We start from the raw sequence: 19,551 nt of genomic DNA, 5'->3' as shown, positions 1-19,551 counted from the left end.
AACGCTTCTTAGCGCTGCAGTCCCAGCCAGAACATATCAATAATGTCCCGTGCCAGCTGGGGAGCGGGCGTGCCCTTGGCAATTTCACGGTTGCCGACCATCAGCACGGACGAGATCGCATGAGCCGCGAGCAGGGGGTCCATGTCGCGGATCTCCTTGGACTCCATACCCCGGCGCAGATGCTCGGCCAGAATATCGTGAATGCCGTCTTCGGCTCGGTGGATTTCGTTCAGCTGCTCTGGAGACAGCGAGGAGCGGGCTTCTCTCATAATGGTTTCGAAATCGGCATGATGCCGGCTCAGCTTGGTTTCGGCCAGCAGAATCAGCCGCTCCCGCAAAGACATTTCTTGATCTAGAAGAGCCGCGGTGCGCTGGCTGACCCGGTGCATGACGGCTGTCAGTGCCGCAGTAAACAGCTCGGGCTTTCCCTTGTAATAGTAATATATCGAGGCCTTCGTAATCCCGCAGGCCTTGGCAATCTGCTGCAAGGACACGGCTTCATAACCAAGCTCCATAAATAGCATAGAGGCTTTGATCAATACGGTTTCCTGCACCGACGGCTCCTGATTCTTCCGCTTGGGCCTGCCGGGAGATCGGAGATTGGATGACATAGCTGGATCCTTCTTTCTGCACAATCTTATATTGGATTTGATAATTAACCTTCCGGTATATATAATTAATTTCAGCTTAGAGAGCTGCCTTGTTAGCGAGATAATAAACTCGTTATTCCCGGGTGAAACCCGAAAAGGCGGCTATAAACAAGATTTTGACAAAACCGCGTGCCTTTTTCAAGTGTACGAAGCTGAAATGCGCGTAAAAGCGCCAGAAAGAAGGGAGAATAAGGAAATGAAAGAGCATGGCTTCGGCCGATGGGTGGCTGGTCCCAAGACCAAATGGATTACACTCTTAGTATGGATTGCCCTGGTTGCTATTTTGAGCGTGGCCTGGCCGATGGTCAACGAGAAGGAAACCAACAATGCACCGAATCTGCCGGAGGACAGCCTGTCCGTGCAGGCAGATCAGGTTGCCGCGCGCGAGTTCCCCAGCGGAGAAGGGGTTCCGGCGCTGCTCGTATGGCAGCGGACCGGCGGCTTGACGGATGAGGATCTCGGCGTCATTCAGCAGCTGTATGGGAGGCTGTCGGCAAGTCCGGTGCCTTATCAGCTGCCGGAGGTCATTCCCTTTGACAAGCTGCCGCTGCCGGCACTGAAGCAGCAGCTGTCGGAGAACGGCAGCAGCCTTGTGACCCCTGTATTCTTTGAAGAATCGGCAGGGGCGAAGGAGACGGAAGAAGGCCTGGAGCAGATCCAGGAGCTGACGAAGGACATCGCCGGAGCCAATCCGTTCGAGGAGAGCCTTGGAGGAGAGGAGCTCACCGCCCGGGTAACTGGTCCTGCCGGAATTTCGGTGGATGCCACCGGCTTGTTTGAGGATGCGGATGTCTCACTGCTGATTGCGACCGTGCTCATCGTGCTCGTCATCCTGCTGCTGATTTACCGCTCACCGATTCTGGCCCTTATTCCTCTCGTGGCTGTAGGCTTCGCTTATGGCGTCATCAGTCCCGTGCTGGGCTTTCTGGCCGGCGAGGGCTGGATTACGGTTGACAGCCAGGCCATTGCGATTATGACGGTCCTGCTGTTCGGCGCAGGCACAGACTACTGCCTGTTCCTCATCTCTCGTTTCCGTCAGGATCTGCGGGAAGAGGAGAGCAAGAGCGGCGCCTTGTTCCGGGCGATGACTCAGTCCTCCGGCGCCATTGCCATGAGCGGCATCACCGTCGTCATTGCCATGCTGGCGCTGCTGTTTGCCCAATACGGCGCCTATTACCGGTTCGCCATTCCATTCAGCTTGGCGATTCTGATTATGTTCATTGCCAGTCTGACGCTCGTGCCGGCGCTGCTGGCCATTCTGGGCCGCGCCTCATTCTTCCCGTTCGTCCCGCGGACGCCGGCGATGGAAGAAGAGCGCGCCAAGCGCAGAAACAAGCCGGTCAAGCACCGCAAGGTCCAGTCGGACAACTGGATCGGACGCCTGGTGACCACCCGTCCCTGGACGGTTGTCCTGACCGGGGTCGTCCTGCTCGGCGGTCTTGCCGCTTTTACACCGCAGTTGAAATTTACGTATGACATTCTGTCCTCATTTCCGGAGGATATGCCTTCCCGGGAAGGCTTCAGCATTATTGCCGAGGAATTTACACCTGGTGAACTCGCTCCCGTCAAAGTGATGCTGGATACAGAAGGCCAGGAAATCAATATTCAGGGCATCCTGGAATCCCAGTCCTTCGTCAGCCAGGCAGGAGAGCCGGCAGAAGGAGCGGAGAATCCGAATATTAAGGCAGTCGATGTGGAATTGGCCATGAATCCGTATGATCTGGAGGCCATGCATCTGATTCCCGACATTCGCAGTCTCGCCGAGAGTGCACTGACCGAGGCTGGCATCCAGGACGCGGCCTCCAAGGTATGGGTGTCCGGGCAAACGGCGGTGCAATACGATACCGAGCTGATCGGTGACCGCGACACCCGGATTATTATTCCGGTCGTCATCGGCATGATTACACTGCTGCTGCTCCTCTATTTACGCTCTGTCGTAGCTACCGTGTATCTGGTGCTGACCGTCATCCTGTCCTACTTCTCGGCGCTTGGACTGGGCTGGCTCGTGCTTCATTACGGCTGGGGAGCCGAAGCCATTCAAGGCTCCATTCCGCTGTATTCCTTCGTATTCCTGGTTGCGCTGGGCGAAGACTACAACATCTTTATGATCTCTAGCATCTGGAAAAAAAGCCGGCACATGCCGCTGAAGCAGGCCATCCGCGAGGGTGTGCATGAAACCGGCTCGGTCATCACCTCGGCCGGCCTGATCCTTGCGGCAACCTTTGCCGTGCTGGCTACGCTGCCGATTCAGGTGCTCGTGCAGTTCGGTGTTATTACTGCGATCGGCGTCCTGCTGGACACCTTTATCGTTCGTCCGTTCCTCGTACCGGCCATTACGACCCTGCTGGGCCGCCGCGCCTTCTGGCCTGGCAAGGCTCCTTATGAGGAAGGGGCCGCTGTCAAGGAGCAGGCCTGATTAGATCCCGGCCTGGCCGGAGAAGATAAGCTGGAGCGTCCCGATGGGAGCTCCGGCTTTTTTTATACGCCAGCGTTGTAACTTTCCTGTGTATTGCTCTACAATGAGGAAATCACAGGCGGAAGGAATGCATCTATGTTAAACAACAGGTTCAGACTGAAGGAACGAAATACAACGCTCAAGACCGAGATGGTCGCGGGCCTGACGGTGTTTCTCACCGTAGCTTATATTATCATTGTCAACCCGATGATTCTGAAGGACGCGGGTGTGCCGTTTGATCAGAGCTTTACGGCCACCATTGCTGCCGCAGTGATCGGAACGATGTTCATGGCCTGGTTCGCCAATTATCCAGTCGTCATCGCCCCGGCGATGGGGCTGAACGCTTATTTTACGTACTCTGTCGTAGGCGGTCATGATATCCCGTACACGGTCGGCTTCTCGGCCGTTTTTGTGTCGGGTATTATATTTCTGCTGATCTCCATGACTTCACTGCGGACGCGGCTGATCCATGCGATCCCCGACAATCTGAAGCATGCGATCGCTGCAGGCATCGGGCTGTTCATTGCCTTTATCGGCATGAGGCTCTCCGGCATCATTGCGGATCATGAGAGTAATCTCGTTACGCTAGGAGACTTCACCGAGCCAGGGGTAGCGCTGACGCTGACCGGGATTGCGATCACGATTGCGCTGTTCGCTTTGAATGTGCAGGGGGCGCTGTTTGTCGGGATGATCCTGACCGGTATCATTGCGTGGTTCACAGGTCAGCTTCACTTTGATCAGGGGCTGGTCTCACTGCCGAGGCTGCCAGAGGGAATTCTCGTCTTTAATCCTGTGACGTCGGTACAGCAGGTTATTGAATACGGCTTATACAGTGTCGTATTCTCGTTTCTGCTGGTGATGCTGTTTGATACCACAGGGGCGATGCTGGCCATTCTGAAGCAGGCAGGACTGCTGCGTGAAGGCAGGCTGGAGAAAGCGGGAAGTGCGTTTGCTGCCGATTCCGTCGGCACCATGGTCGGCTCCATGCTGGGCACAAGCCCGACAGCGGCGACGGTGGAATCGGCGGCCGGCGTTGGAGCCGGAGGCAAGACCGGCATTACGGGACTGACGGTGGCGGCCTTATTCGGGGTCGCTGCCTTTTTCAGCCCGCTGATCGGGTCTCTGTCAGGGGTAGCGGCTATTACGGCACCGAGCTTGATTATTGTCGGCTGCATGATGATTCGCAGTGTGTCTGACATCGAGTGGAATGATTTTGAGGAAGCCTTTCCGGCGTTTCTGGTCATCATCAGCATGCCGCTGACGTCAAGCATCGCGAACGGGATTGCGCTCGGCTTCATTTCTTATCCGGTCATGAAGATCGCGAAGCGCAAGTTCAGGGATGTGCACCCCTTCGTCTATGTATTTGCCGTACTCTTTCTGGTGCAGCTGATTTTCTTTGCCCATAACTAAATCTCTTTAAGGGTGATAGGACCGGGGATTGCAGCAGGCAAGCGGGATGCAGGGGGCCGGATTGAGGTCAGGGAATATGTCTCAGAGCATTGCATATCCTGTATCATGTCTCTTATAATGATGTGAGTATTGGGTAAGGGAGCCATGAATGAATTTGAAGAAATCCGTATTGAACCGATTGGTTTCGGACATGCTGCTCCGGTCGGGAAGCGGAGTTGCGGTGAAGCTGGAGTCCCGTTTTCCGGGGGGCCGATTAATCGGCGGGAAATACGGAATGGACGCTCACGCGGTAACGATGTATACCGAGGTTATTCAGCAGCAGTGCCTGCAGTTGTTTGGATCGCTGGAGTCTGTCTACGATTACTTTACAGTAGTGTTTGCCCACGAGCTGGGACACGCGATGGATGACGAGCTGTCCGTCATGATTGAACGCCTGGATGCCGCCGAGGATGAGCGCGCCCGGACCGAGATTGCGCTGCAGATCGAAGAGAAGGCCTGGAGCTACGCCAGAGGATGGCTGACCGAGGTCGATCCCTCCTTCATCAGCGTTATCATTGAACAGTCACTTGCAGCCTATCACGAAGAACTGGCACCGGTGACCGCTTAATGCGGACATTGTGCTGACATGTTAAACAGGCAGGAGACACCCTGGCCGGATGCTATAGGAATGAACCTGTAGCAGTATCGGCGAAAGGGAGCTCCTGCCTTTTTTTGTGTATGCTTAGTCTTCTTCGTGGTCCAGCTTGCGCAACGGCTCGATCGCCGGCCCTTCCAGCACTTTACCGTCAAATCCGAACCGCGAGCCGTGGCACGGACAGTCCCATGACCGTTCGCCGTCGTTCCACTCCGTCTCGCAGCCCATATGAGTACAGGTCGTATCCACCAGAAACAGCTGCCCCTGCTCGTCACGGTAAGCCCCCGCACGCTGCCCGTGATGGCGGACGACTGCGGCCTCACCCGGCTTCACCTCACTGATCTTGGCATGGCTCAGATCCAGCTTGCCGGAGATGAGCTCCTTCGCCACACCTGCCCCCTGAGTCACGAGGTTCTTGATCGATGGATCAGCCTTGAACCGGGACGGTGAGAACAAGCTGCTGAAGCGGTTGTCTCTCCCCAGAATCTGATCTCTCAGGAGAAGCGCTGCCGCTGTTCCGTTACTCATGCCCCACTTGCGGTAGCCGGTCGCGACGAAGATGCGGTCCTCCTTCGAGGTGAGCGGTCCAATGTAAGGAAGGTTGTCGATGGTAATCAGATCCTGGGTGGACCAGCGGTACGGAATAGCCGAGGCGCCCAGCAGGTTGCCGCCGAACACCTCCAGCTTCTCGTAGTGTCCGTGCGTGCATTGACTGCGTCCGGTGACATGGTCTTCCCCGCCGACCAGAACCAGCTCCTCTCCGGCATAGCTGACCGATCGAAGAGATCGGGAAGGCTGATCCACACTCAAATACATGCCGCCCGGATAAGCGGTTTCCGGCTTGATAGCCACGACGTAGGACCTTTCCACATGCAGCCGGGCAAAATACATGCCCTTCCCGTCATAGAACGGAAAATGGGAGGCCGAAATGGCATGCTGACACGTAACCTGATGATGTCCGCGCTCGGTGTACAGCTTAACAGGGCCCTCTGTGTCGGCCTGCTCATCCATGGTCGTATTCTCATAAATTTTTCCGCCCAGCTTCAGGAACTCCTCCACCAAGCGCTTTAAATATGCCAGCGGATGAAAGCGGTACTGCCCAGGCATTTTGATCGCGCCGGTAATTTGCATCGGCAGCGGCAGCCGGTCCAGCCACTCCCCCGGAATGCCCAGCTTCTGATACGCCTGGTATTCCTCCTCCAGCTGGGATTTTTTCTTATCCTCTTCCGTTGTGTAGATGTATGCATCCTCTTCCACCCAGTCGCATTCCGCATTGAGCTCACGCGCCATCGCCTTCATCCAATCCATCGCTTCCGTCTGGGCTTCATAATACAGCCGGGCCTGCTCCTCGCCAAAATGCTGCATCAGCTCATTGTAAATCAGTCCATGCTGCGCCGTCACCTTGGCGGTCGTGAAGCCGGTAGCCCCGTCCAGAATGGACCCTGCATCCAGCAGAACGACGTTCTTTCCTTCCTTGGCCAGGAGATAAGCCGCTGTAATGCCCGTAATCCCGGCACCGACAATAGCAACCTCGGTCTCGATATCCTCCGCCAGCCTTGGAAAAGCCGGCAGCTCTGTCGTCGCCCTCCATAGAGATTCCGGCAGCTGCGGCAGTTCACTGTGTCCCTTCATTGGACCGTCCATCGTATCGCCTCCATTGATCGGTATCATCGTCATCCATTATTACCACCGACAGGGTAAAAGAAACGATTGCCTGGATCAGCATTTTTGAAAAAAAGCGAGGACTTCTCGCCAAGCTTCATACATAATTTAGCCGCTCAATGAAAAAAATACCTGTCATCAGCAAAGGAAGATGGAATCCGGAAGGAGACAGGACGGATGAAATCCGGAACAACGACAGAAAGCGAAGACACCCTGCAGTGGCTGCAGCAGCAGCTGGAGGAGATGGGGGATAAAGAGGTGTGCACCTTATCCAGCGGGGAAGAGCAGCTGAGCATGGTGTATTTGAAATCGATGACCGATCCCTCGCTCATTCAAGAGCAGCTGGTAAACCGGTTCTACGAGATGAACAGTCTGGAGCAATATCAGCAGTATATGGACTCCTTCCCCTCCATTCAGCAGCCTCAGTCGAAAGAGGAAGCCATAGAGGCGCTGCTGAAGGGCTCGGTGGTGCTGTTTATCAGGGAGCACATCTATTTGTTTAATGCACTCAAGGTGCAGGGCTCCAGTGTGTCCGAGGCTAGCACGGAGAATGTGATCCAGGGCCCGACCGACTCTTTTACAGAGGATATAGACATCAATATGAACCTGATCCGGCGCCGCTATCAAAGTGTGGATCTCAAATCAGAGTATATGAGCATTGGCAAGGTGTCACAGACCCGGATTGCCATTGTCTATGATACAACCCGGGTAGATCATGCCGTACTAAAGGAGCTGAGGGAGAGGCTGGGCAATATTGACGCTGACGTGATTCAAGCGGCATCGGAAATTGAGCGTTTTTCGATGAAGCCGAGATGGCGTCTGTTCCCGACGATGATGGTCAGTGAGCGTCCCGACCGGACGGTCCTGAATTTGTCTCAGGGTAAAATCGTGGTGCTGATGGATACGACCGGCTACGCCGTGCTGCTGCCAGCCATCTTCAATGATTTCTTCACGGCCATGGATGACCAGATCCAGCTGCCGCCGGTAGGGTGGTTCCTGAAAGCCATTCGCTACATTGGCTTGCTGGCGACATTGCTGCTGCCTGCGCTCTATGTGGCTTTTACCTCCTACAATCCTGAAATTCTCAAGATGCAGATTGCGCTTCTTATCGCGGGCAGCCGAGCGACGGTGCCCTATCCCTCGTTCATGGAGGTGCTGTTCATGCTGCTCGCCATGGAGTTTCTGATTGAGGCCAGTGTGCGGCTTCCCAAGGCGATCGGACCCACGGCTACGACCGTAGGCGGCTTGATTCTGGGAACCGCTGCAACGGAGGCCGGGCTTGTAAGTAATATCATGATCATCATCGTGGCGGCCGTCGCGATTTCCAACTTCGTAATCCCGGTTTCGATGATGAGCTTTGGCATCCGTGTGACGAAATATATATTTATCGGACTGGCCACCTTCTTCGGTCTTGTAGGCATCGTGCTGGGAATTATCGGCTTGATTGTCTACCTTACGAGTCTGCGCAGCTTCGGTCAGCCATATCTGAAAATGTTCGCCATCCGCAAGCTGACAGGGGAGGGCAAATAATGGTCAAGAATGTCTATTTCTACTACCTGTTTCTGCTCAACGCGCTGATGAATCTGGTTAATTTCGTGCCGCGGATCTTAATTCATGACCGGTTCAGGGGCTCGGTGCTGGGAGTCATGGTTGCGATCCCGATTGGGCTGGTCACAATTGCGCTGTTTGTCCGTATGATTCAGAAATTTCCGGGCATGGGCGTCCCGGAAATCTTCGCGAAATATATGTCGCGCTGGATCTACAAGCCGCTGCTATTCATGCTGGCGTTTGTCTGGTTCTATGCCAGTGCGGTGACGCTGGTCGGCTTCGTGGATGTGACCGGGCGATATATCAGCCCGGATGTATCTCCGTACGCGATTCTGATCGGATTTCTGATCCTCGTAAGCCTGAGTGCGCGCAGAGGCAGTGAGTCACTTCTGTACGCGCTGGAGATTGTACTTTTCATTATGGTGCCCTTAATCATTTATATGACCTACCGCGGACTGAGCAGCCCGTACTTTCAATGGGATGCGGTTCGGCAGGCCATGACCTTTATGGGTCATGCACCGACGCTCACCTCGATTGCGGGGGCAACGTATATCTTTAGCGGATATGCGAATCTGGTCATCTTCAACCGCGTGTTTGAAAAGGTACAGGTCCGTAGATTTTGGGTCATTGCTGCAATCGGTGCCTTGATCGTCGTCATGGCTATGTTTGCGCCGATCGGATTACTGGGCGTGGAGGGGGCTGGTTACCACGTATATCCTTCCTTTTCCACGGTCGATTCTCTGCGGATCCGGTATTTCATTATTGAGCGGATGACCTATGTGTTCTATGTCGTTTACCTCTCACTCTCCCTCGTAAACTCCATTATTCATTGGCATGTTGCCAAGGAGCTGGTGCTCGGGGTGTTCCGGCAGCACAAATCGTCCGAAGGCGGGTGTCCGAAGGAGGAGAAGTCACAGAGCCGACTGGCCTGGTGGGTGCTGGGTATCTTCTCCGCGCTCGTGCTGGGAGCGGCTTATCTGGTTGATCAATTCTCTAACAATACAATGGCGGTCTGGTTTCTGAATACCCGGTTCTTTGCCGAAATGCTGCTCCTCCTCCTGCTCGGCTATTGTGTGCTGAAAAGGAGGTCGGCGGCGTGAGCTTGAGAACATTACGGAAGAGGGTCCTGATCCTGCTCTGCTTGTGCTCGATTCTGATCGGGGGCTGTGAGTTCCGGGACATTGACCTGCGGCTGTTCATTGTGGCCATGGGTGTGGATGTGGTAGAGGACCGTCCCGAGATGCTGCGGTATACGTTCAAGATTGCCGTGCCGACAGGAGACCCCAAGTCCGGAGAGCTGAAATCTATTATTATTCAGCAGGATTCATCCTCTGTAGCGAGAGCCGTAAGAGAAATCAAATCCAAGGTGGACAAGGAGCTGGATTTCGCGCACTGCCGCGTCCTGCTGCTGGGTGAAGCCTACGCCCGGAAAGGAATTCGGGACGTGGAGGAATGGATTATCCGCCGCCGGGATACGCAGCTCATTATGTATCCGGCGGTAGCGGTGCCGGATGCCAGGACCATTCTGAACATCAGCCCCGCTACCGAGCGGATTGCCGGCAACGCGAAGGCGCTGGCACTCAGTGAGGAAGGGACTGAGTCGCCATACATTGCCAAGACGTATTTATTTGATGTGGACCGCCGCGTAAGGGAAAGCGGAATAGATCCCTATATGCCGGTCATTACAGTGGATAACAAGGAAGAAGGCGTGTTGAACATTAACAAGACGGCTCTCATGGATAAGGAGCGGGTGAAGCTGATGCTGGAGCCGGAGGAGAGCAAGCTGTTGAACGTGCTGATGATCCGGAACCTGCTGACAGATCTCGGAACGACGATGAACGGCAGCCGCTATGAAATGAACGTGGACCGCAGCCGGGCCAGGTTCAAGATTGTAGTTCCGGAGCCGGGCAAGGAAGAAATTCAATATAAGCTGACGATTGGCGGCAACCTGGAGGAGAAGGAAGACTACGATCAGCTGACCCACAGCGAGTTGAAGGAGCTGGAGAAGGCATTTAATGAGAGTCTGTCGCAAGAGGTCACGAAGCTGCTGGAGAAGATTCGGGAAACCGGCACCGATCCGTTAGGCTTCGGGCTGAGATACTTTGCCACGCACTGGAATAACAATACCGAGAAGCAGCAGTGGGAAGCCATGTATCCGCACATTACGTTCAAGGTAGAGGTGGATACGCAGATTAAGGGAACAGGCTATAGCCGTTAAAGGTTGTTACCTCTTCCCCGCAGCCAGGAATTGCCCATGGTATAGAGGGCATCCAGGACGTGCTTTTAGAGGTCCGTGAATGGTAGAATAAAGAGGTACCTATCATCACAGCGGGAGGTTATATGAATGGAATTTAGAAGACTTGGCGCAAGCGGTCTCAAGGTAAGTGACATCAGTCTCGGAAGCTGGCTGACCTACGGAGGTTATGTGGAGCGGGAGAATGCCGTGAAATCCATTCAGACCGCCTATGGGCTGGGCGTGAATTTTTTTGATACGGCGAATGTGTACGAACGGGGCGCAGCGGAGGTGGTCGTGGGAGAAACGCTGCGGGCATTTCCAAGGGAATCCTACGTGCTGGCGACCAAGGTGTTCGGCAGAATGGGTGACGGCGTAAACGACCAGGGCTTGTCACGCAAGCACATTATGGAGCAGTGTGACGCCAGCTTGAAGCGCCTGGGCATGGATTACATTGATATATATTACTGCCACCGGTTTCATCAGGACACACCGGTCCAGGAAACGCTTCGTGCTTTGGATGACCTGGTGCGCAGCGGCAAGGTGCTGTATGTCGGCGTGAGCATGTGGACTGCGGCACAGATGGAGGAGGCTCTGGCGGTGGCGGACCGGCTGCTGCTGGACCGGATCGTGGTGAACCAGCCGCTGTACAATATGTTTGATCGGGAGATCGAGAAGGAAATTATTCCGCTGGGCGAGCAAAAAGGAATTGGACAAGTGGTGTATTCTCCACTGGCCCAGGGCCTGCTGACCGGCAAGTACACTTCTGCCTCCAAGGAAGAAATGCCTCAGGACAGCCGCGCCGCCAAGCTGGGCGCCGACCGGATGAAGCTGAATGGGGATAGAGTTGAGAAGGTTCATCAGCTGACGGCGATTGCCAATGAGCTGGATATTACCATGAGCCAGCTGGCGCTGGCCTGGGTGCTCCGTCAGCAGAACGTCAGCAGTGCCCTTGTAGGAGCAAGCCGTCCGGAGCAGGTGGAGGAGAATGTGAGTGCCTCTGGCATCAAGCTCAGTGAGGATATCGTTCAGGCGATCGAGAGCATTCTGACCGCCTGAACCCGGCAGCGGGACTGCACCGGCTCAGGCTTGAGCTGAGCCGGTACAGACCCGGTTCCGTCCCTCCTGCTTGGCCCGGTACAGCTCCTCGTCGGCCTGATGAAGCAGCTCCTGCACATCATCACATTTCAGCGTGTCCGGGTAAACGGCAACGCCGGCAGACACGGTCACTTTCAGGGCGGTGCCATCGCCCAGCATGAACACATGCTGCTCGACCGCCCTGCGGATTTTATCCGCCAGCAGCGTCACCTCGTGAGAGGCCAGGCGGGGAACGAGAACAGTAAATTCCTCGCCCCCGTTCCGGGATACCTCATCCGTGGGGCGAGCGTGCAGCTTCAAGAGCGAGCTCAGCTGCTTTAGAACGACATCTCCGGCCGCGTGGCCGTAGGTGTCGTTTATTTTTTTGAAATGATCTATATCCAGGGCAATAACGCCCAGCGGCTCCTGGCTTCGCCGGGCTTGCCGGAAATGCTGGTTCAGCAGCAGCTCGAATTGGCGGAGATTATGCAGGCTGGTCAGGTGATCGGTTTGAGCCTGCAGCGTCATCCGGGCGAACAGCCGGTTCGAGGCGAGAGAATATTCCAGCAAGGCATAGATGACGAGTGTAGCTGCTGTAGAAATGCTTAAATAGATGGCGACGACTTCCAGCAGCAGCTCGTGGACGTTGATCGTCAGCACGATCGAGATCACGATAATCGAGATCAGATTCATGATCAGCAGCTTCTGAAGGCGCTTCCCGGTATGTAAGGCGATAAGGGCACAGAGCACAGCGATCACAAGCATGCCCGCACCGGCGATTATGGATACCTGGCTCAGACCAAACAGCACAATCCGGCCAGCCGTAATAAGCACCCCGGAAATAAGCGAGGGGAGCCAGCCCACATAGCCCGCAACGATCACAATCGCCAGATGCCGGAGATCGGATATGACTTCATTGTTAATGGGAAAAGAATAATGCATGAGGATAATGCCATACATTCCGAACATGATGCCGGAAACGAGCTGTACCCGCAGGCTCGGCGCCTCCAGGTTGTAGGCATATCTGGTAGATAGCAGGCCGGTCAGATAAAGAAAGGTTACCAGCACACAGGCATTGATAAACAATATATTGACCAAGAATTCGACATTCCTTTCCGAAGCATGCTCTCCATGAAGAGAGCTGCCAACAGCACATTTCTCTTTATATTACGAAAAGAAACGAATGGTGTCGATATGCGGTTTCATATTTTACCAATGAACAGGGCTTTAGTCCCGGAGTAAGATGGGAAAGGGTTGACTGAAGCTCCATCAAGATTTATACTTGATCTAAAAATAAATTAAATAAAGGGTGAGACCTTTGAGAGCATTAAATTTAACAACACAGCGCCAGGCGGTGTTTGACGTCGTGCGGGATTCGGAAGACCATCCTACCGCTTCGGATATTATGAACCGCTTGGTGGAGAAGGGATATAATCTGGCGTATGGCACGGTTTATAACTCGCTGCGCTATTTGACCGATAAGCAAATGATCCGGGAGCTGAAGCTGGGGGAGAGCGCAAGCCGCTATGATGCCCGCACGGACGAGCATCAGCATATTATGTGTGAGGTATGCGGCAAGGTTGATGAGGTCATGACCGAGGTTCCGCCGGAATGGAACCGCGTGGTCGCGGAAGAGACAGGCTATACCATTAATCATGCCCATGTGGTATTCGGAGGAGTGTGTCCCGAATGTCAAACCAAGCGAAGCAAGTAGCACAGACAAGAGGCGGAATCGTCTCTTTTGCAGGAACATCCTGGCCAGAGCCATACAGCAAGCCGCTGGAGGAATTATCCTGCCCGGTGTCTCTATACCGCGCCGCGATGCTGAGCCGCCAGCCGGGACGCGTACATGAGCTGGGGCTTATTTTGTCGGAGCATTGCTTTGATGTCATGATGATGCGCAGATGGGAGCCCCGCCTGACCTCGGCCCTTACCGCCGGCCTTGTGATCGCCGATCTGACGCATTGCGATACGCCAGGACAATTTGACGAGGAGTGCGTGATGCTCATGCCGGAGGGAGTCCAGCTTCCTGTGATGTACCTTGTTAACGAGACGCTGATGAACAGCGCCAGCACGTCCATGCTGGACAAGGAGCTTCTGGTTTGGCCGGCCCGTTCTGCGCAGACCCTGATGTATCAGATTCAGCGCAGCATTCGTGTTCATGCCGCGTCTCAGCCGGAGGTCATGCCAGAATCGCCGAGCCGTGAAGTCTATAAGGACCTGTGGATTGACCGCGACAAGATGACCGTGCAGCGCCGGGCTCTCCCCGTGCATCTGACGAAGACGGAGTACAGCCTGCTTATCCTGCTGCTTGACAGCAAAGGCGCAGTGCGCACGCGTGAAGAGCTGATGAGTGAAATCTGGGACACCGATTTTCTCGGAGGCAGCAATGTAGTGGACGTCCATATCAAAAGCCTGCGCAAAAAGCTCGGTGACCATGCCGGCGCCCCGCAATATATAGCAACCGTAAGAGGAGTCGGATACCGCCTGGCGGACTGACTCCTTTTTTTCTTGCACAGAAACAGGCCGTCAGGCTGCTCCCTGCTTAAGCTCATTTCATGAAATCTTCATGCTTGAATCATAAAAGCATCATAAACCAATCAGCTAACCCTCATGAAAGGCTCATGGATTGCTCATGCATGAACCCGCCTCCCAATGCTACAATCAGTTTATAAATTTAGATCCAGTCTAAAATCAAATTCACAATAACGGAGGCATACATCTATGAATACGAGATTAACGACCAATCAGGGCGCTCCTGTAGGTGACAATCAGCATTCCAAAACCGCAGGTCAGCGCGGCCCGACACTCTTGGAGGATTACCATCTGCTGGAGAAGCTCGCTCACTTTGACCGTGAGCGGATTCCGGAGCGTGTCGTGCACGCCCGCGGCGCCGGAGCGCATGGTGTATTTGTGACCGAGAACAGCATGAAATCCCACACCCGGGCTGCTTTTCTGCAGGAGGCGGGACAGGAGACGCCGGTATTCGTCCGCTTCTCTACCGTGATCCACGGTGTCGGCTCGCCGGAAACTGCCCGTGATCCGAGAGGCTTCGCGGTGAAGTTCTATACCGAAGAAGGCAACTATGATATTGTCGGCAACCACCTTCCGGTCTTCTTCATTCGCGATGCTATGAAATTCCCGGATATGGTTCATTCCTTGAAGCCGGCACCGGATACTAACATTCAGGACCCTGGCCGGTACTGGGACTTCATGACGCTTACACCGGAATCGACGCATATGATGACCTGGCTGTTCTCCGATCACGGGACGCCGGCTAATTACCGGCAGATGGACGGATTTGGCGTCCATTCCTTCAAGTGGGTGAACGCAGAGGGCAAGGTTACGTACGTGAAATACAAGTGGGAAACGCTGCAGGGTGTAGAAACCTTCACGGCGGATGAGGCGGGAGCCATGCAGGGACGCGACTTCAACCATGCAACCCGCGATTTGAGGGAGCATATTGAGCAGGGACAGTTCCCGCAGTGGCGCCTGCAGGTGCAGATGATGCTGCCGGAAGAAATGGATGCCCTGGCCTTTGATCCGCTGGACCCGACCAAAACCTGGCCGGAGGACCGCTTCCCGATGCATACGGTCGGCACGATGACGCTGAACCGCAATCCGGATAATTTCTTTGCTGAAGTGGAGCAGTCCGCCTTCTCCCCAAGCGTGCTCGTGCCGGGCATTGAGCCGTCAGAGGATAAGCTGCTGCAGGGACGCCTGTTCTCCTACCCGGACACCCAGCGCCATCGTCTGGGCGCGAACTACCTGCAGATTCCGATCAACTGCCCGTATGCTCCGGTTCGCAATCATCAGCGCGATGGATTGATGAACGTGAAGCAGGACCCGTCACCGGTAAACTATGAGCCGAACAGCTACACCTCAGGACCGTCGGAGGATCACGCATACCGGGAGAGCGAAAGTCCGCTCCATGGAAGCACGGTGCGCCAGCGGATTCAGAAGACCGATGACTACACACAAGCAGGAGAGCTGTACCGCTCCTTCACCGAGCAGGGCAAAGCCAGCCTTCTGCACAACCTGATTCAGGATCTGAGCCAGGTGAAGCACGATATTCAAATGCGGGCGCTGTGCCACTTCTTCCAGGCAGACCGGGAGCTGGGCATGAAGCTGTCGCAAGGGCTGGGAATTGATATTAGCGCCCATATGTCCGGACCGCAAGCTTAATCAGAATCAAATCAGGCCGCCTCTGTGCTTCGCTGCACAGGGGCGGCTATTTTTCATGGAAATGAGGTCTATCCCTTTCTATTCCAGAGAAGGACAAGTATACTGAAGGAATCATTGGATGGTGAAGGTCTGCTTCGCGAAAGCAGGTCATCAGGGAGGGATCATATGGCACAGCCTATGAAAGGGAAAGTCATCGCTTTGACAGGACCGCGCAAGGCCACGGATATGGCCAAGCTGGTAGAGAATATGGGGGGCACACCGCTGATCCGGCCGGCTCAGGGCACGGTGTTTCTGGATGATGAGGCGCTTCGGGCCTCCATCACGGACTGGGTAGAGCATCCGCCGGACTGGAGCCTGTTTACAACGGGAATCGGCTTTGAGGCGATTATGGATATGGCGGAGCAGATGGGCGTACAGGAGAAGCTGCTGCAGATCCTTCAGACCACCCGTATTGCCGCCCGCGGCTACAAAACGGTCAATGCACTCAAGAAGCGGGGCCTGAAGCCGCTTGTGCGCGATGATGACGGAAGCACCGCAGGATTGATTCGGGCGTTTGAAGGCTATGATATACAAGGAAAGCGGGTTACTCTGCAGCTCCACGGAGAGTCTGCACCGCAGCTTGTGGCATGGCTTCAGGAGAAAGAGACCCAGACCGTGCAAATCCTGCCCTACAAGCATATTCCGCCTGAAGAGGAGGAGCTGGGACTGCTCCTCATTGAGATCATCCGTCACCAGGTGGATGCGGTTGCGTTCACGAGTGCGCCGCAGTTCCGTTTTCTTGCGGAATATGCGCGCCGGAAGGAATCCTGGGAGCCGCTTGCTGCAGCTTTATGTGGTCCGGTTATCGTCTGTGCGGTGGGCAAAGTGACCGCGCAGGGCTTGATCGAGGAAGGCATCGAGCCGCAGGTCGTGCCGGAGGAAGAGCGGATGGGCAGCATGCTGGTGGCGCTGGGGCGCTATTTTGCAGAACGGGGGTAAGCCCTTAGGATCACAGTGCTTGAGATCAAGCCTGAATTCGCAAGGAGGAATATCATGGACAAGAGAAAGGCACTTTTACTGGGAAGCTACACGCATCCCAAGTTTCATCCGCTGCAAGGCATTGACACGCAGGTATCGCATCTGCTGAATGATATGTTTACCGTGCAGTGCACGGAGAATCACAAAATGCTTCGCGAGAGCAATTTGTATCCCTACGACCTTTGTATCGCCTACAGCGATCTGTGGGATGAGAAGGTATCGCCCCAGCAGACCGCGGGCCTGCTGTCCTATGTGAGCGGCGGCGGCGGGCTGCTCGTGCTGCATAACGGCGTTTCGCTGGCGAACCGCTATGAGCTGGCGCAGCTGCTGGGAGCCCGCTTCGACGGACATCCGCCGATGCAGCCCCTGAAGTTTATGCCGGCGGCAGAGGGTCATGACATTATCGAGGGCGTAGAAGCCTTTGAGATGGAAGAAGAGCCGTATCGCTTCAAGCTGGATCCGTTTACGGAGAGACAGGTACTGCTGGAATATGAGCACGAGGGTGAGCGCTGGCCGGCGGCATGGTGCCATACCTACGGAATCGGCCGGGTCGTCGTGCTGATGCCGGGACATCATGAGCCTTCTTTCATGCATGAGCCATTCCGAAAAATGATCGTACAGGGAGCGAAATGGGCTTCGCGTTATCCTGGTAAAATAATACAATGAGGTGGATGTTTTGCCGAACTTTCAACAATTAGGCATCGATGAGAAAATGGTACGCAGGCTGAAGGAGCAGGGAATTTCTGTGCCGACCCCGGTGCAGCAAGAGAGTATACCGATGCTCCTTGCGGGAAAGGATATCATTGCCCGCGCGCGTACCGGGACCGGCAAAACGCTGGCGTTTATGCTGCCGATCTTAAAGCAGATTGACGCCGCCAAGCCGTATCCGCAGGCACTGATCGTAGCGCCGACGCGGGAGCTGGCGCTGCAGATTACCGAAGAGGCGCGGAAGCTGTCCTCCGGCACCCCGGAAGGCGTCAAGCTTCTGGCCGTCTATGGCGGTCAGGATGTGGAGAAGCAGCTGCGCAAGCTGGAGGGCGGCCGTCATCTGATTATCGGTACTCCAGGGAGACTGCTGGATCATTTGCGGCGCGGCACGCTGGAGCTGGGCGGCGTGAAGCAGCTCGTGCTGGATGAAGCGGATCAGATGCTGCATATGGGCTTTCTGGATGAGGTGGAGGCGATCATCGCAGCGCTGCCGTACAAGCGTCAGAGTATGCTGTTCTCGGCTACGATGCCGGATCGCGTCAAGCAGCTTGCTGCAAATTATATGAACAAGCCCGTGGATATTGTCATCAAGGAGGGCGGCAGCTCGCTCATTCCGCTGCAGAATATCAAGCAGGTGCTGGTAGAGTGCACGGACCGGACGAAGCAGGATGCACTGAAGGGCATGCTGGAGCTGCACCAGCCGTATCTGGCGATGATCTTCTGCCGCACGAAGCGGCGCGCCCAGACCTTGAACGAAGCGCTCCTGTCGCACGGCTATGCCAGCGACGAGCTGCACGGCGACTTGTCCCAGGCGAAACGCGAAGCGGTCATGAAGCGGTTCCGGGAAGCCAAGCTTCAGCTGCTGGTGGCGACCGATGTCGCGGCGCGGGGACTGGACGTGGAAGGCGTGACCCACGTGTATAATTACGACATGCCGCATGATGTCGAGAGCTATGTCCACCGGATCGGCCGGACGGGACGTGCCGGCGGCACGGGTCTTGCGGTAACATTCGCGGCACCGAAGGACGGATTTGATCTGGAGAAGCTGGAGCGCACCCTCTCCATCAAGCTGAAGCGGATCACCTGGGACGGCCGCAGCGGTGAAGTCCGCGAAGGATCGTCCGGTCAGCGCAGCAGCCGAAGCAACGGCTCCTCCGAGGGCCGGGAAGGCAGCGGCGAGAGACGCGAGCGCCGGGACGGCACCTCGGGTGGACGCGGACGCAGCGAAGGTTCGCGCCGGAGCGAGGCATCCGGCGGCCGGGGCCGGACGTCTGGCGGCAGAGGCGGACAGAGCAGCGGCGGGCCGAGATCCGGCAAGAGCAGCACGGGAGCCGGCCGCAGCGGCGGCAGAGGTACAGGCGGAAGCGGCCGGAGCTCTGGCGGCTCCAGCAGACATGCCGGCAGCGGAGGTTCAGGCAGCGGACGGCGCGGGCGCACTCGTTAATTGGTTGTATAGCCGATGTAAACTCTTTGTCTAATCTGCAGATTCTGATTCAGGCATGCCCCTGGGGTTTAATAATTCTACGTTACCGAATATAGTAAAAATTTACTGAGGAGGCGTTAGACATGTCTGAACATAATCATGTAGTCAAAAAAGACGGTGAGCTTGATATGAACAAAGTGGACGATGCCATGAACAAGATGGATCAAGGGGAAAAGGATCAAATCCTGGCCAACTTTGATACCTTCAAATCCTACCTGCATAAACGTATCAAACTGGCAGAAAGCATCGGTCTTGGCGAGGAGCAGCTGGCCAAGGGCGCCGAGAAGGTAGCCAACTATCTGGCCGAGCACGAAGATCCGCGCAACAGCGAAGAGAAGCTGCTGCAGGAGCTGTGGAAGGTGGGTTCGGAAGAGGAGCGCCACAAGCTGGCCCACATGCTGGTCAAGCTGGCTCAGAACGAATCCAGCCATCACTAATCATATGGCCTCAGCCCTTCTCCGGTCGTGCACCGGGGAGGGGCTTTTGCTT

17 protein-coding genes are annotated in these 19,551 nt (G+C 55.5%); 14 read left to right on the top strand and 3 right to left on the bottom strand.

Features of this window, described 5'->3' with window-relative positions; genetic code table 11:
• Window positions 1-8 precede the first annotated feature (8 nt).
• A complete protein-coding gene (locus E6C60_RS19620) occupies window positions 9-611 on the bottom strand; it encodes a TetR/AcrR family transcriptional regulator (protein ID WP_138227344.1) in 603 nt (200 codons plus the stop codon).
• A 235-nt stretch (window positions 612-846) separates the two neighbouring features.
• On the opposite strand from E6C60_RS19620, the gene E6C60_RS19615 reads away from it, so the two are divergent.
• The 3 genes from E6C60_RS19615 to E6C60_RS19605 all read left to right on the top strand — a co-directional run bounded on the left by E6C60_RS19615 (window position 847) and on the right by E6C60_RS19605 (window position 5,122).
• A complete protein-coding gene (locus tag E6C60_RS19615; RefSeq protein ID WP_138227343.1) occupies window positions 847-3,066 on the top strand; it encodes an MMPL family transporter in 2,220 nt (739 codons plus the stop codon).
• A gap of 135 nt (window positions 3,067-3,201) precedes the next feature.
• Window positions 3,202-4,515, top strand: coding sequence for an NCS2 family permease (locus E6C60_RS19610; RefSeq protein WP_138227342.1), 1,314 nt, complete (start codon window positions 3,202-3,204; stop codon window positions 4,513-4,515).
• Window positions 4,516-4,663: 148 nt separating this feature from the next.
• On the top strand, window positions 4,664-5,122 hold the full coding sequence (locus E6C60_RS19605; RefSeq protein WP_233281070.1) for a hypothetical protein: 459 nt from the start codon (window positions 4,664-4,666) through the stop codon (window positions 5,120-5,122).
• Between the two features lie 114 nt (window positions 5,123-5,236).
• On the opposite strand, the gene E6C60_RS19600 is transcribed toward E6C60_RS19605, so the two are convergent.
• Window positions 5,237-6,820, bottom strand: a complete 1,584-nt coding sequence (locus E6C60_RS19600; protein WP_233281267.1) for an FAD-dependent oxidoreductase — start codon at window positions 6,818-6,820, stop codon at window positions 5,237-5,239.
• Between the two features lie 168 nt (window positions 6,821-6,988).
• On the opposite strand from E6C60_RS19600, the gene E6C60_RS19595 reads away from it, so the two are divergent.
• The 4 genes from E6C60_RS19595 (at window position 6,989) to E6C60_RS19580 (ending at window position 11,651) form a co-directional block, all read left to right on the top strand.
• Window positions 6,989-8,341, top strand: a complete 1,353-nt coding sequence (locus E6C60_RS19595; RefSeq protein WP_138227341.1) for a spore germination protein — start codon at window positions 6,989-6,991, stop codon at window positions 8,339-8,341.
• Window positions 8,341-9,459, top strand: a complete 1,119-nt coding sequence (locus E6C60_RS19590) for a GerAB/ArcD/ProY family transporter (protein ID WP_138227340.1) — start codon at window positions 8,341-8,343, stop codon at window positions 9,457-9,459. Before E6C60_RS19595 ends, E6C60_RS19590 begins: the two co-directional genes overlap by 1 nt.
• Window positions 9,456-10,577: a Ger(x)C family spore germination protein gene (locus E6C60_RS19585; RefSeq protein WP_233281069.1), complete on the top strand. Its 1,122-nt coding sequence runs from the start codon at window positions 9,456-9,458 to the stop codon at window positions 10,575-10,577. The genes E6C60_RS19590 and E6C60_RS19585 overlap by 4 nt, the downstream gene beginning before the upstream one ends.
• A gap of 126 nt (window positions 10,578-10,703) precedes the next feature.
• Complete coding sequence (locus tag E6C60_RS19580) at window positions 10,704-11,651, top strand: aldo/keto reductase family protein (protein ID WP_138227339.1); 948 nt, start codon at window positions 10,704-10,706, stop codon at window positions 11,649-11,651.
• Window positions 11,652-11,675: 24 nt separating this feature from the next.
• Here the strand turns inward: E6C60_RS19580 and E6C60_RS19575 are convergent, their stop codons facing one another.
• Complete coding sequence (locus E6C60_RS19575) at window positions 11,676-12,767, bottom strand: diguanylate cyclase (RefSeq protein WP_138227338.1); 1,092 nt, start codon at window positions 12,765-12,767, stop codon at window positions 11,676-11,678.
• A gap of 220 nt (window positions 12,768-12,987) precedes the next feature.
• Between E6C60_RS19575 and E6C60_RS19570 the strand changes: the two genes are divergently transcribed.
• From E6C60_RS19570 to E6C60_RS19540, 7 genes are all read left to right on the top strand, one after another.
• On the top strand, window positions 12,988-13,383 hold the full coding sequence (locus tag E6C60_RS19570) for a Fur family transcriptional regulator (protein WP_138227337.1): 396 nt from the start codon (window positions 12,988-12,990) through the stop codon (window positions 13,381-13,383).
• A complete protein-coding gene (locus tag E6C60_RS19565; RefSeq protein WP_138227336.1) occupies window positions 13,359-14,168 on the top strand; it encodes a winged helix-turn-helix domain-containing protein in 810 nt (269 codons plus the stop codon). The genes E6C60_RS19570 and E6C60_RS19565 overlap by 25 nt, the downstream gene beginning before the upstream one ends.
• Window positions 14,169-14,393: 225 nt before the next feature.
• On the top strand, window positions 14,394-15,854 hold the full coding sequence (locus E6C60_RS19560) for a catalase (protein ID WP_138227335.1): 1,461 nt from the start codon (window positions 14,394-14,396) through the stop codon (window positions 15,852-15,854).
• Window positions 15,855-16,019: 165 nt separating this feature from the next.
• Window positions 16,020-16,832 carry a uroporphyrinogen-III synthase gene (locus tag E6C60_RS19555; RefSeq protein ID WP_138227334.1) on the top strand — a complete coding sequence of 271 codons (813 nt, stop codon included), beginning with the start codon at window positions 16,020-16,022 and terminating at the stop codon, window positions 16,830-16,832.
• 54 nt (window positions 16,833-16,886) lie between these two features.
• Complete coding sequence (locus E6C60_RS19550; protein WP_138227333.1) at window positions 16,887-17,537, top strand: ThuA domain-containing protein; 651 nt, start codon at window positions 16,887-16,889, stop codon at window positions 17,535-17,537.
• 10 nt (window positions 17,538-17,547) lie between these two features.
• Window positions 17,548-19,023: a DEAD/DEAH box helicase gene (locus E6C60_RS19545; protein WP_233281068.1), complete on the top strand. Its 1,476-nt coding sequence runs from the start codon at window positions 17,548-17,550 to the stop codon at window positions 19,021-19,023.
• Window positions 19,024-19,145: 122 nt separating this feature from the next.
• Complete coding sequence (locus E6C60_RS19540) at window positions 19,146-19,499, top strand: DUF3243 domain-containing protein (protein ID WP_138227332.1); 354 nt, start codon at window positions 19,146-19,148, stop codon at window positions 19,497-19,499.
• Window positions 19,500-19,551: the final 52 nt, after the last annotated feature.

The sequence above is a fragment of the Paenibacillus algicola genome (assembly GCF_005577435.1).
Taxonomy (GTDB): domain Bacteria; phylum Bacillota; class Bacilli; order Paenibacillales; family Paenibacillaceae; genus Paenibacillus_AQ; species Paenibacillus_AQ algicola.
Note: the sequence above shows the minus strand (reverse complement) of the source record. Positions and strands in the feature narration are given on the sequence as shown.